11 protein-coding genes and 1 rRNA gene are annotated in these 12,905 nt (G+C 36.7%); all 12 read left to right on the plus strand.

Annotated features, from left to right (window positions below):
* Nucleotides 1-88: 88 nt before the first annotated feature.
* Complete coding sequence (locus EPL02_RS20645) at nucleotides 89-856, plus strand: type III pantothenate kinase (protein WP_094913110.1); 768 nt, start codon at nucleotides 89-91, stop codon at nucleotides 854-856.
* 17 nt (nucleotides 857-873) lie between these two features.
* On the plus strand, nucleotides 874-1,752 hold the full coding sequence (gene hslO / locus EPL02_RS20650) for an Hsp33 family molecular chaperone HslO (protein WP_094913109.1): 879 nt from the start codon (nucleotides 874-876) through the stop codon (nucleotides 1,750-1,752).
* A gap of 199 nt (nucleotides 1,753-1,951) precedes the next feature.
* Nucleotides 1,952-2,896, plus strand: coding sequence for a cysteine synthase A (gene cysK, locus EPL02_RS20655; RefSeq protein WP_094913108.1), 945 nt, complete (start codon nucleotides 1,952-1,954; stop codon nucleotides 2,894-2,896).
* A 147-nt stretch (nucleotides 2,897-3,043) separates the two neighbouring features.
* Entirely contained in the window at nucleotides 3,044-4,450 is a 1,407-nt protein-coding gene (locus tag EPL02_RS20660; protein ID WP_131888603.1) for an anthranilate synthase component I family protein, read from the plus strand.
* A gap of 6 nt (nucleotides 4,451-4,456) precedes the next feature.
* Nucleotides 4,457-5,038 carry an aminodeoxychorismate/anthranilate synthase component II gene (pabA, locus tag EPL02_RS20665; RefSeq protein WP_094913106.1) on the plus strand — a complete coding sequence of 194 codons (582 nt, stop codon included), beginning with the start codon at nucleotides 4,457-4,459 and terminating at the stop codon, nucleotides 5,036-5,038.
* A gap of 3 nt (nucleotides 5,039-5,041) precedes the next feature.
* Nucleotides 5,042-5,947, plus strand: coding sequence for an aminodeoxychorismate lyase (pabC, locus tag EPL02_RS20670; protein ID WP_131888604.1), 906 nt, complete (start codon nucleotides 5,042-5,044; stop codon nucleotides 5,945-5,947).
* Nucleotides 5,913-6,767 carry a dihydropteroate synthase gene (folP, locus tag EPL02_RS20675; protein ID WP_094913104.1) on the plus strand — a complete coding sequence of 285 codons (855 nt, stop codon included), beginning with the start codon at nucleotides 5,913-5,915 and terminating at the stop codon, nucleotides 6,765-6,767. The genes pabC and folP overlap by 35 nt, the downstream gene beginning before the upstream one ends.
* Complete coding sequence (folB, locus tag EPL02_RS20680) at nucleotides 6,760-7,119, plus strand: dihydroneopterin aldolase (RefSeq protein WP_131888605.1); 360 nt, start codon at nucleotides 6,760-6,762, stop codon at nucleotides 7,117-7,119. The genes folP and folB overlap by 8 nt, the downstream gene beginning before the upstream one ends.
* Nucleotides 7,119-7,631 (plus strand): 2-amino-4-hydroxy-6-hydroxymethyldihydropteridine diphosphokinase, encoded by a 513-nt coding sequence (gene folK, locus EPL02_RS20685; RefSeq protein WP_094913102.1) that lies wholly within the window; start codon nucleotides 7,119-7,121, stop codon nucleotides 7,629-7,631. Before folB ends, folK begins: the two co-directional genes overlap by 1 nt.
* 329 nt (nucleotides 7,632-7,960) lie before the next feature.
* The gene (gene lysS, locus EPL02_RS20690) at nucleotides 7,961-9,445 is read left to right on the plus strand and encodes a lysine--tRNA ligase (protein ID WP_094913101.1); all 1,485 of its coding nucleotides are present in this window, start codon (nucleotides 7,961-7,963) and stop codon (nucleotides 9,443-9,445) included.
* Between the two features lie 155 nt (nucleotides 9,446-9,600).
* On the plus strand, nucleotides 9,601-12,492 hold the full coding sequence (gene pulA / locus EPL02_RS20695) for a type I pullulanase (protein ID WP_131888606.1): 2,892 nt from the start codon (nucleotides 9,601-9,603) through the stop codon (nucleotides 12,490-12,492).
* Between the two features lie 318 nt (nucleotides 12,493-12,810).
* A 16S ribosomal RNA gene (locus tag EPL02_RS20700) occupies nucleotides 12,811-12,905 on the plus strand; the annotation flags it as partial.

Below are 12,905 nucleotides of genomic sequence, written 5' to 3' on the forward strand. Positions count from 1 at the left end.
AAGCTTCTTTTACTGTACACCCCTTTTTCTTAGTTATGGTATGATGGTTTCAGTGTAAATATTGATTAAAGGCGAAGTGGTGATTAACATGATTTTTGTATTAGATGTTGGAAATACGAATACTGTATTAGGAGTATATGATGGTGATGAACTAAAATATCATTGGCGCATTGAAACGAGTCGTAATAAGACAGAAGATGAATACGGAATGACAATTAAGGCACTCCTTGAGCACGTTGGTTTATCTTTTAGAGATATTCATGGTATTATTATCTCCTCTGTAGTACCACCAATTATGTTTGCATTGGAACGTATGTGCCAAAAATATTTTCATTTAAAGCCGCTTATAGTAGGCCCTGGTATTAAAACAGGTTTAAATATTAAATATGAAAACCCAAGAGAGGTTGGAGCAGACCGTATCGTCAATGCAGTAGCAGGTATTAAGCTTTATGGCAGCCCACTAATTATTGTCGATTTTGGAACAGCAACAACTTACTGTTATATTGACGAAGATAAGCAGTATATGGGAGGAGCTATCGCACCTGGTATTAACATCTCTACGGAAGCGCTGTATTCTAGAGCATCTAAGCTTCCAAGAATTGAAATTGCTAGGCCGAATAGCATTGTAGGCAAAAATACAGTTTCTGCGATGCAAGCAGGAATTTTATATGGATATGTTGGGCAAGTTGAAGGTATTGTTACACGAATGAAAGAGCAATCAAACGTAAACCCTAAAGTAATTGCAACAGGTGGTTTAGCAACATTAATCGCAAAAGAGTCAGATATTATTGACATTGTAGATCCGTTTTTAACATTAAAAGGTCTACAGATTATCTATACGAAAAATATGGAATAAGAGGAGTTAGTATTATTATGAGTGACTACTTAGTCAAAGCTTTAGCATATAATAATCAAGTTCGTGCCTACGCTGTGAAAACAACGGAAGCAGTAGGCGAAGCGCAGCGTCGCCATTATACGTGGCCAACAGCTTCAGCAGCACTAGGTCGTACGATGAGTGCTGGTGTAATGATGGGCGCAATGTTAAAGGGAGAACAAAAGTTAACTATAAAGGTTGAAGGTGGAGGACCAATTGGCGCAATCCTGGTAGATAGCAATGCCAAAGGGGAAGTTCGTGGTTATGTTACAAACCCACAAACGCACTTTGACCTAAACAAACATGGTAAGCTAGATGTTGCTCGTGCAGTAGGTACGGGAGGTACGCTTAGCGTAGTAAAAGACGTTGGTATGAGAGATCAATTTAATGGTCAAGTACCGATTGTATCAGGTGAATTAGGAGAAGATTTTACCTATTATTTTGTAACATCTGAACAAGTTCCTTCATCAGTGGGTGTTGGTGTTTTAGTAAACCCAGATAATTCAATTTTAGCTGCAGGTGGTTTTATTATTCAGCTGTTACCAGGAACAGATGAAGCAACAATCTCAGCAATTGAACAGCGTTTACAAACCATTGAACCAATCTCTAAACTTATCCAACGTGGATTAACACCAGAAGAGATTTTAGAAGAAGTTCTAGGAAAAGATAACCTGAAAATTCTTGAAACCATGCCTGTTCAATTCAAATGTCAATGTTCTAAAGAGCGCATTGGCAATGCAATTATCAGCTTAGGAAAAGATGAAATTCAATCAATGATTGATGAAGATGGCAAAGCTGAAGCACAGTGTCACTTCTGCAATGAAATGTATCACTTCCCTGCTGAAGAACTTAAAGAAATGAAAGAAGAAGCTATATAATCCTTTGAAAAAGACATCGCATACAGCCGGTGTCTTTTTCTTTTGAAGTTTGGTCTGAAAGTGATACAGTAAGGATATAATGGTCTAGAAAAATAGAAAAAAAAGTCATTGTCACAAAACAAAATGATTGACAATTTAGAAAATAACTGATAAATTTTATACAAATTCAATAAAATTACTCGGGATTAGGAGTGGAGATATGGCACGCGTAGCAAATTCAATTACGGAATTAATTGGTCAAACACCAATTGTTAAATTAAATCGTTTAGTTGAAGAAGATATGGCAGATGTATACTTAAAGTTAGAGTTTATGAACCCAGGAAGCAGCGTGAAAGATCGTATTGCGTTAGCAATGATTGAAGATGCGGAAGCTAAAGGTGTTTTAAAGCCTGGCGACACAATTATTGAACCTACAAGCGGTAACACAGGTATCGGTTTAGCGATGGTTGCAGCAGCAAAAGGATACCGTGCGATTTTAACAATGCCTGAAACAATGAGTATTGAACGTCGTAACCTACTTCGTGCATATGGAGCGGAGTTAGTCTTAACACCAGGACCTGAAGGAATGAAAGGAGCTGTTAATAAGGCTTCTGAATTAGCGAAAGAACATGGTTATTTTATTCCTCAACAGTTCCAAAATGAAGCAAACCCTGAAGTGCACCGTAAAACAACAGGTAAAGAAATCGTTGAACAATTTGGTGACCAACTTGATGCTTTTGTAGCTGGGATTGGAACAGGGGGAACGATTACAGGTGCTGGAGAAGTATTGAAAGAAGCTTACCCAGAGATCAAACTTTATGCTGTAGAACCAGCAGACTCACCAATTTTAAGTGGTGGTCAGCCAGGGCCTCATAAAATTCAAGGAATTGGTGCTAACTTTATACCAGGTGTGTTAAATACAGACCTATATGACCATATCATTCCTGTGAAAAATGAAGAAGCATTTGACTATGCTCGAAAAGTAGCTAAAACTGAAGGTGTATTAGTCGGAATTTCTTCAGGTGCAGCAATTTTTGCAGCATTAAAAGTAGCAAAAGAATTAGGAAAAGGTAAGAAAGTGTTAGCCATTATTCCAAGTAATGGTGAGCGCTATTTAAGCACACCATTATTCCAATTTGAGGAGCAAACACAAGGTCAGTCTTGATAAGCTACGATAAATCGTTTTTATTTAGCTACCCCTTTAAGCCACAGTAATTTTGTGGCTTAAAGGGGTAGTTTTTTTCATCTAGTGAATAACTTTCAAAAATCATGTAAAATAAAGATAGGTGATTCATTTTAGGAGAGTGAGCAAATGCAGCAACGAATGACATGGGGTGAATCGATTTCGATTCCGAAGGATAAATGGTTTAGTAAGTATCAAGAATTATCTGTAGATGAGCCGCATCACATATTGTTGGAGAGTGGGCGAGGCGGTAACTTTCATATTATGGGCCTTAACCCTATCGCTATTCTACGAGGAGAGTCTAACGAGCTTCATATTATAGAGCAAGAAAGACGAAGTGTTGAAAAGGGTAATCCACTGCACTTGATGCGTAAATGGATGAAGAAGTACCAAACATCTCAACGTAAAGAACTGCCTCCATTTCAAGGTGGGGCCATTGGTTATATCAGCTATGATTACGTGAGGTACGTAGAACATGTACCAACAATAGCAGATGATCCGTTAAAGATGCCTGATATTTATTTTTTAATTTTTGATGATGTCTTTGTATATGACCACCATAAAGAAGAGCTATGGATAATAGTGAACCACACAGATGAAGAACATGCTAAAGCTCGTTTAACTTCATATAAAAATCAATGGTTGGCTAAAACAAATTATACCCTTGCTTATGAAAAGGTGAAGAGTGTTAATACGCAAACAACTTTGTCAATGTCAGAGGAAGAGTTTGGTGTGGCTGTTGAAAAGATAAAAGAATACATTGGACAAGGTGATGTATTTCAAGTTAACTTATCTGTAAGACAGTCACAGCCTCTTAATACACATCCAATGCATATTTACGAACAGGTCCGAAAGATTAATCCTTCTCCATACATGTCGTATATGCAAACGGATGAGTTTCATTTAGTGAGCTGCTCACCAGAGTTGTTAGTTAAAAAGTCGGGAGTTGAGCTCAGCACGAGGCCAATCGCAGGAACAAGGTCTAGAGGAAAGACAAATGAAGAAGACAATGCACTGGCTAAAGAGTTAATTGAAAATGAAAAAGAGCGTGCTGAGCACGTGATGCTCGTTGATTTAGAGAGAAATGACTTAGGTAGAGTAAGTAAGTATGGGACTGTTTGTGTAGATGAATTTATGGTGATTGAAAAATACTCCCATGTTATGCACATCGTATCAAATGTCAAAGGTGAAATTGCTGAGAATAAAGATTTTGTAGATGTAGTAGACGCCGTATTTCCAGGAGGAACCATTACAGGTGCACCAAAGGTTCGTACAATGGAAATTATTGAAGAACTAGAGCCTGTTCGAAGAGGTATCTATACGGGATCAATTGGTTGGATAGGCTATAATGGTGAGATGGAAATTAACATCGCAATTCGCACAATGGTCGTCCAAGATAGTCAAGTACATGTACAAGCGGGAGCTGGTGTTGTTATTGACTCGAACCCTAAATATGAGTACAAAGAGTCTTTAAAAAAGGCTATGGCTTTGTGGAAAGCAAAAGAGCAGAGTGAAAAAGAGCTGAGTGGAGGATGAGAACAGATGATTTTAATGATTGATAACTACGATTCATTTACATTTAATTTAGTACAGTATTTAGGTGAGCTAGGTCATGAGTTAGTGGTCAAGCGTAATGATGAAATTACAATTGAGGAGATTGAAAATCTTAACCCTGACTTTTTAATGATTTCTCCAGGACCATGTAGTCCCAACGAAGCGGGTATTAGCTTGGAAGCAATTAAATATTTTGCTGGTAAAATTCCGATTTTTGGGGTTTGTCTTGGACATCAGTCCATTGGTCAAGCGTTTGGTGGAAATGTTATTAGAGCTGATAAACTTATGCATGGTAAAACGTCCGAAATGCACCATGATGGAAAAACAATCTTTGAAGGGTTGGATAATCCTTTTACAGCTACTCGCTATCACTCTTTAATTGTAGAGACCGAATCGCTACCTGACTGCTTTGAGGTGTCAGCATGGACAGATGAAAATGAGATTATGGCTATTCGTCATAAAACTATGCCAATTGAGGGTGTCCAATTTCACCCTGAATCCATTATGACTTCATATGGTCGAGAAATGCTGGGGAATTTTATTAATACGTATCAAAAAAAGGGCGTGTAACCTTTGTACATTTATGTAAATGGAGAGATCTTAGAAAGAAGCAAAGCAACTATTTCTCCTTTTGACCATGGTTATATGTATGGCCTAGGTTTATTTGAAACGATGAGAATCTATAATGGTCATCCATTTTTATTAGATGATCATCTGAGTCGATTACAAAGCGGCTTATCGCTTTTAAATATTGAATGGACATATTCAAAGGAAGATGTACTTACAATTCTTAACGAGTTGCTGCAAAAGAATAATCTTCAAAATGCGTATGTTCGTCTAAACGTATCTGCAGGTGTAGGTGAAATTGGACTACAGGTAGAAGCATACACTCACCCATCGTTCATTGTTTATGTAAAGCCTATGCCTGATAAGAAAACCCCTCTTGTAAAAGAGGGGGTTATTCTTGAAACAAAAAGAAATACACCTGAAAGTAATGAACGTCTGAAATCCCATCATTATTTAAATAATATCTTAGCCAAAAGGGAAGTTGGAAACGATATGAATAAGGAAGGGATTTTCTTAACAAAGGAAGGGTTCTTAGCTGAAGGTATTGTTTCAAACCTTTTCTTTGTGAAAGGTAAAACCGTCTTTACTCCTGCTATTGAAACGGGAATATTAAATGGTATTACTCGCCAATTTATATGTAAGCTTTTGAGCGCCAAAGGGATTTTTGTTAAAGAAGGATTCTTTACATTATCAGAGCTTTTGGAGAGCGAAGAAATCTTTATGACAAATTCAATTCAAGAAATTTTTGCTATCCATAAAGTTGGGGAAAAAGAGTTTAAAACCGGTGAACAAACGCTAACCTATACATTACAGCGACAATATGAGAAGTATACTTCTTATTTATGGAGTAAAGAAGATGTACGAAAGGAAGTCTTAGATGACAAAAACGGTAGTAAATGGTCAATTTATTGATTGTGGTTCCCATAAGTTAGATTATTCTACAAAGACGTTAATCATGGGAATTTTAAACGTAACCCCAGACTCGTTTTCAGATGGTGGTTCATTTAATCATATCGATAAAGCAGTTGAGCATGCTAAACAAATGGTCATAGATGGTGCAGACCTTATTGATATTGGTGGTGAATCAACACGTCCAGGAAGCGACAAAGTAAGTATGGAAGAAGAATTAAAGCGTACGATTCCTGTTATTAAAGAGTTATCTCGGAACCTAGACGTTCCTATCTCTATTGATACGTATAAGTCTCAGGTAGCAAAGCAAGCAATTGAAGCAGGTGCACATATTATCAATGACGTATGGGGAGCTAAGGCAGATCCACAAATGGCAGAAGTAGCTGCTCATTATAATGTACCTATTATCCTCATGCATAATAGAGACAATAAAAATTACCAAAACCTCATTCCAGATATGATTGGGGATTTGTATGAAAGCATAAAAATCGTTAAAAATGCTGGTGTAAAAGATGAGAACATTATCTTAGACCCAGGGGTTGGATTTGCTAAGACGGTAGAGCAAAATATTGAAGTTATTCAAAATATGGATAAGTTTACAGCACTAGGTTACCCTGTTTTGTTGGCTACATCTCGAAAGTCAACAATTGGACATGTTCTTAATCTACCTCCAAAAGAACGTGTGGAAGGAACTGCTGCCACTATTGGAATGGGTATTTCCAAAGGTATTCATATGACAAGAGTACATGATGTGAAAGAGATCGCTCGCTTCACAAAGATGATGGATGTTCTAGTTGGTAAAGGGGTAATCGAGCATGGATAAAATTCATGTAAACAATATGCGCTTTTATGGTTATCACGGCGTTTTTTCTGAAGAAAATAAGTTAGGTCAACGTTTTAATGTAGACTTAACTGTAGAATTAGATTTGAAAAAAGCTGGTCAAGAGGATGATTTAGAGGCAACTGTAAGCTACGCAGAGCTTTACGAAGTATGTAAAAATATTGTAGAGAAAGAAACGTTTAAGCTAGTTGAAACGATTGCTGAGACTATTGCGACAACAGTTTTATCCTCTTACCACCTGATTCAAAGTTGTACCGTAAAAGTATATAAGCCCGACCCTCCGATTCAAGGTCATTATGATTCGGTTGCCGTCGAAATTACAAGGAGCCGCTAATGAACAATAGAGCTTTTATAGCCCTAGGGTCTAATATTAAAAGCCGCAGTAACTATTTAAAGCAAGCTGTCCAATCACTAAACAGTCATGAAGGTATTTTATTAGAAAATCTTTCTTCAGTATACGAGACAGATCCGGTTGGCTACACTAACCAAAGTGCTTTCTTAAATATGGTAGCCGAAATTAAAACAGAACTTCCTCCCTTAGGGTTACTAGATGTTTTGCAGGAGATTGAGCTACAGCAAAATCGAAAAAGAGAGGTTGTATGGGGGCCACGAACGTTAGACTTGGATATTCTTCTCTACAATGAAGAGGTTATACATAGTTCTAGGCTTATCGTTCCTCATCCTCGAATGACAGAAAGAGCATTTGTAATGGTCCCTCTATCAGAAATTGCTAGTGACTTTATTATGCCTACTGAAGATATACCTACATTATACTTAGCGGAACGATTAGCTGCAGAACAAGGGATTAAATTAATTGGTGACTTACATGACGTGACGATTCCATAAAAACGTTTTTTGTTTTTAAGAGCGAGGAGGTTTACTTGCTTTTCTTAGTTCGTTACAATAAGAAATTGATAACCAAACATTATTTAGAATTCGTTAAGGCCGAAAGTGCGTAAGGGAAAGAAGTAATATAACTACGCGTTAAGGCAGTTGTGTTACTATATTAAGTTGTTTTAGCTTGAGACAAGAAAATACTGTAAGTCTAAAGCGATTTGACATAGAGAAACGACTGAATTTATAATAATTTTAAAGAAACGTAGGAATTGCCAGTGGAAAAGCTGGCCTTTTTTCTGTTTTAGAAAATTTATTAATACGATGGAGATGAGCACATAATGAATCATGAAGAATTAAATGATCAACTTCTCGTTCGTCGTGAAAAAATGAACAACCTTCGAGAACAAGGTATGGATCCATTTGGGAAACGCTTCGAACGTACACATACATCACAAGAGATCGTTAACGCATACGAAGAACTAACGAAAGAAGCTTTAGAGGAAAACGAAGTTTCAGTTTTATTAGCAGGACGTATTATGACAAAGCGCGGAAAAGGAAAAGCAGGCTTTGCTCATGTTCAAGATTTAACAGGTCAAATTCAGCTTTATGTTCGTAAAGATGCAGTAGGGGACGAACAATACGAAATCTTTAAAACAGTTGATATTGGTGATCATGTCGGCGTACAAGGTGTATTGTTTAAAACAAAAGTGGGTGAATTATCAATCAAGGTAAAAGAATTCACTTTATTATCAAAAGCTTTACGTCCTTTACCAGATAAATATCACGGTTTAAAAGATATTGAACAACGCTATCGTCAGCGCTACTTAGATTTAATTACAAATCCAGAAAGTAAACAAACATTTATCTTAAGAAGCCGTATTATCCAATCAATGCGTCGCTACTTAGATAATAATGGCTACTTAGAAGTTGAGACACCAATGATGCATTCGATTGCTGGTGGTGCATCAGCTCGTCCATTCGTTACTCATCACAATGCTCTAGATATGGAACTTTATATGCGTATTGCTATTGAGCTACACCTAAAACGATTAATTGTTGGTGGCTTAGAAAAAGTGTACGAAATTGGCCGTGTCTTCCGTAACGAAGGTGTATCAACTCGCCATAACCCAGAATTTACAATGATTGAACTGTATGAAGCGTATGCTGATTACAAGGATATTATGGCATTAACTGAAAACCTAATTGCACATATTGCGAAAGAAGTATTAGGAACGACTAAAATCCAATATGGGGAGCATGAAGTAGACTTAACTCCAGAATGGACAAGACTTCATATGGTAGATGCCATCAAGCAATATACAGGCGTTGATTTTTGGAAAGAAACATCTGTTGAAGAAGCACGTGCTCTTGCAAAAGAACATAATGTTGAAATTACAGAGCACATGTTATATGGGCACATTGTAAATGAATTCTTTGAACAAAAAGTAGAAGAGCAATTAATTCAACCAACATTCATTTACGGACACCCTGTAGAAATTTCACCATTAGCGAAAAAGAATGAGGATGATCCTCGATTTACAGATCGCTTTGAGTTGTTTATTGTAGCAAGAGAACATGCCAATGCATTTACTGAGTTAAACGATCCAATTGATCAGCGTGAACGTTTTGAAGCGCAGTTAAAAGAAAAAGAACAAGGTAACGATGAAGCACATGAGATGGATGATGACTTCATTGAAGCGTTAGAATATGGCATGCCGCCAACTGGTGGTTTAGGAATCGGTATTGACCGTTTAGTTATGCTGTTAACAAACGCTCCGTCTATTCGTGATGTACTATTATTCCCACAAATGCGCCATCGTTAACAGAAAGAGACAACCAATTGGTTGTCTCTTTTATTTGTCATTAAATAGGTCTTTTGGATTCATTTTTCGAAAATTCAATTTTTTGTATTGTGCAAACGTTTTCAGTGTTTATATAATAGATTTGTTATTGACTATAAACAAAGGGGATGGGTGTTATGAAAATTAATCGATGGTTTGCTATTCTAATTGTCTTTGCGATGGTTGCATCAGTTTTTTCGAGCTTTCCTGTGCAAACGATTGCAAATACAACGAAAGTAGTTATTCATTATCAAGAAGCACCGAATAACGCAAAAAATTGGAACCTGTGGGTTTGGCCTGAAGGTGGAGAAGGGAAAGTTTACGACTTTACAGGAGAAGATGCGTTTGGAAAAGTTGCTGAGATTGAAATTCCTACAAATACTAAAAGGGTAGGGTTCATTGTTCGCACAGATACTTGGGAGAAAGATGGGGAAGACCGCTGGGTTGATATCCAAAATGGTGAAGGTGAAGTATGGATAAAAAGTGGAGATAATACGGTGTATAACGAACCACCCGATGGAGAATATCGTGATTTACCATCTTATGAAAACGTTAAAGTTACCATTCATTATGCACGTTATGATCAAAACTATGAAGGATGGGACTTATGGGTTTGGCCAGATGGAAAGGATGGTCAAGCTGTTCAATTTAAAGGAGAAGATAAATTTGGAAAAGTCGCTACGGTCGAATTAAATGATCCAAAGGGTATTCAAAAGGTAGGGTTTGTTGCTCGACAAAGCATAGATGGAAATGAGTGGGGTAATAAAGAGTTAGATAATCGCTATATCACGAAATTTAAAGAAGATGGATCAGCTGAAATTTGGATTGCTCAAGGAATCGAGCGTGTATTTTATGATCCAAGCCAAATAGATTTAAATCCAAAGATTATTGGAGCGAGCATTGACAAAATGAATGAAATCACGCTTCAAACAAATGTTCCATTCCCTATAACAGAGGCAGATAACTCTGGTATTACAGTAGAAGGAGCAGAAATTAAAGAAGTGATACCATTTAATAAGGGTGAAAAAACAACGAACAAAGTCCGCATTGTGACAAAAAATAATTTAGATTTAACAAAGGTATATAAAATCTCAAAGTCCTTGTTTGGAAGTGCGACAGTTGAAATTGGGGCAGCAGTGCGCTCAAAAGAATTCGATGATATGTTTTATTACGATGGAAACGACCTAGGAAATACGTATAAAAAAGAAAAAACATCTTTCCGCTTATGGGCTCCTACTGCTACTGAAGCGAAACTAGTTACATATCAAAAGTGGGACTCAACTAACGGAACTGAAATTTCAATGAAAAAAGCAGAGAGAGGTACATGGACTGCACAGTTAGAAGGGAATCAAGATAAATTAATCTACACGTATAAAGTTAAAATTGGAGATAAATGGAATGAAGCTGTTGACCCTTATGCACGTGCTGTAACTGTAAATGGAGATAAAGGTGTAGTAGTAGATTTAAAAACTACAAATCCAGAGAAGTGGCCAGCGAAAAAACCTTTTCTAAAAAATCGTGAAGATGCGATTATCTATGAGCTTCACGTACGAGATTTATCAATTGATGAAAATAGTGGAATTAAAAACAAAGGTAAGTTTTTAGGTGTTACTGAGGAAGGAACAAGAGGTCCTGGTGGAGTGAAAACAGGGTTAGATCATATTAAAGACTTAGGTGTAACGCACGTGCAGTTTATTCCTATTTATGATTACCGTACAGTCGATGAAACCAAGTTAGACGTGGCTCAGTATAACTGGGGCTATGATCCAAAGAACTATAATGCGCCTGAAGGCTCTTATTCAACAAACCCATATGAACCTAAAGTGAGAATTAAAGAAATGAAGCAGATGGTACAATCACTGCACAAAAATAATTTACGTGTAATTATGGATGTTGTTTATAACCATATGTATGCTGTAAATGAGTCAAACTTTAATGAGTTAGTACCAGGTTACTACTTCCGATATAATGAAGATGGAACGTTAGCTAATGGAACAGGAGTTGGAAATGATACAGCCTCAGAGCGTAAAATGATGAGGAAGTTTATTGTAGACTCGGTAACATATTGGGCAACAGAATATAATTTAGATGGTTTTCGTTTTGATTTAATGGGAATTCATGATGTAGAAACCATGAAAGAGGTTCGAGAAGCTTTAAATAAAGTTGATCCAAGCATTATTGTTTTAGGAGAAGGTTGGGACTTAAACACGCCTTTATCTGCTGATCAAAAAGCAAACCAGAAGAATGCAAAGAAAATGCCAGGTGTAGCGCATTTTAATGATGTTATTCGCGATGGTTTAAAGGGTAGCGTATTTTATGATGAAGATAATGGTTTTGTAAATGGCAGACAAGGTATGGAAGACACAATGAAAAAGAGTATAGCAGGTGGACTTCAATATGATTCATCAACAGCTACTTATCAAGATCCGGAACAAGTAGTAACGTATGTAGAAGCTCATGATAATCATACGTTATGGGATAAGTTACTATTAACAAACCCTACTGCTACTGAATCTGAGCGTAAGCAAATGCATAAACTTGCTTCATCTATGGTATTAACTTCACAAGGCATGTCTTTCATACACGCTGGTCAAGAGTTTATGAGAACTAAAGGTGGAGATCATAATAGCTATAAATCACCAGACTCTGTAAATCAACTAGATTGGAAGAGACGTTTAGCGTTTAATCAAGAAGTTGAGTATATGAAAGGCTTGATTGAAATTCGTAAAAAGTATCCAGCATTTCGTTCAACAACTGCCTCTGAGATTAGTCAGAATCTATCATTTTTAAATGCACCTAAAAATGTAGTAGCATATACGTTGAAGGATAAAAACAAAAAGCAACTAACTATCATACACAACGCTAATTCGAAAGAGATAAAGATCAACTTGTCTACCAAAGGTAATCTATCGCTGCTTGCTGATGGGAAAAAAGCGAGTACAAAGCCTATAAAGAAAGTAAAAAGTGACAATGTAACTGTACCAGCTTTTAGTACCTTTATTTTAGAAGGGAATGCGTCTGGGAAGTAAATTTTATTATTAATTAGAAAAAGATAGCTAAAAAGCTGTCTTTTTCCTTTTTATCCAATCGATATAACGAATAGAAGATATTAGAAAATTTAAACTTATTATTTTGGTATTGCTATATGATAATATGTCTGTTATATTTATAAATGTCCTTGAGAGACACAAACGAATCTCAAAGGAAATAAAAAAACTATTGACATCGAGTTGTAAACTTGATAAGATAGAAAAGTCGCTTAAGAGCGGCGGTTGAACTTTGAAAACTGAACAAAGCGACAAACGTCAACGTTAATTTTTTAAACTTTTATGAGCAAGTCAAACATTTCTTCGGAGAGTTTGATCCTGGCTCAGGATGAACGCTGGCGGCGTGCCTAATACATGCAAGTCGAGCGAACTGATTAGAAGCTTGCTTCTATGAC

The sequence above is a fragment of the Bacillus sp. CBEL-1 genome, assembly GCF_004348885.1.
GTDB classification, from domain to species: Bacteria; Bacillota; Bacilli; order Bacillales; family Bacillaceae_H; genus Priestia; species Priestia aryabhattai_A.

What these genes read in the sequence shown, in the direction of transcription:
- EPL02_RS20645 (WP_094913110.1), top strand. Translation starts at nt 89, where the DNA reads ATGATTTTTGTATTAGATGTTGGAAATACGAATACTGTATTAGGAGTA.
- pabA (WP_094913106.1), top strand. Translation starts at nt 4,457, where the DNA reads ATGATTTTAATGATTGATAACTACGATTCATTTACATTTAATTTAGTA.
- folB (WP_131888605.1), top strand. Translation starts at nt 6,760, where the DNA reads ATGGATAAAATTCATGTAAACAATATGCGCTTTTATGGTTATCACGGC.
- lysS (WP_094913101.1), top strand. Translation starts at nt 7,961, where the DNA reads ATGAATCATGAAGAATTAAATGATCAACTTCTCGTTCGTCGTGAAAAA.
- hslO (WP_094913109.1), top strand. Translation starts at nt 874, where the DNA reads ATGAGTGACTACTTAGTCAAAGCTTTAGCATATAATAATCAAGTTCGT.
- EPL02_RS20660 (WP_131888603.1), top strand. Translation starts at nt 3,044, where the DNA reads ATGCAGCAACGAATGACATGGGGTGAATCGATTTCGATTCCGAAGGAT.
- folP (WP_094913104.1), top strand. Translation starts at nt 5,913, where the DNA reads ATGACAAAAACGGTAGTAAATGGTCAATTTATTGATTGTGGTTCCCAT.
- folK (WP_094913102.1), top strand. Translation starts at nt 7,119, where the DNA reads ATGAACAATAGAGCTTTTATAGCCCTAGGGTCTAATATTAAAAGCCGC.
- pulA (WP_131888606.1), top strand. Translation starts at nt 9,601, where the DNA reads ATGAAAATTAATCGATGGTTTGCTATTCTAATTGTCTTTGCGATGGTT.
- cysK (WP_094913108.1), top strand. Translation starts at nt 1,952, where the DNA reads ATGGCACGCGTAGCAAATTCAATTACGGAATTAATTGGTCAAACACCA.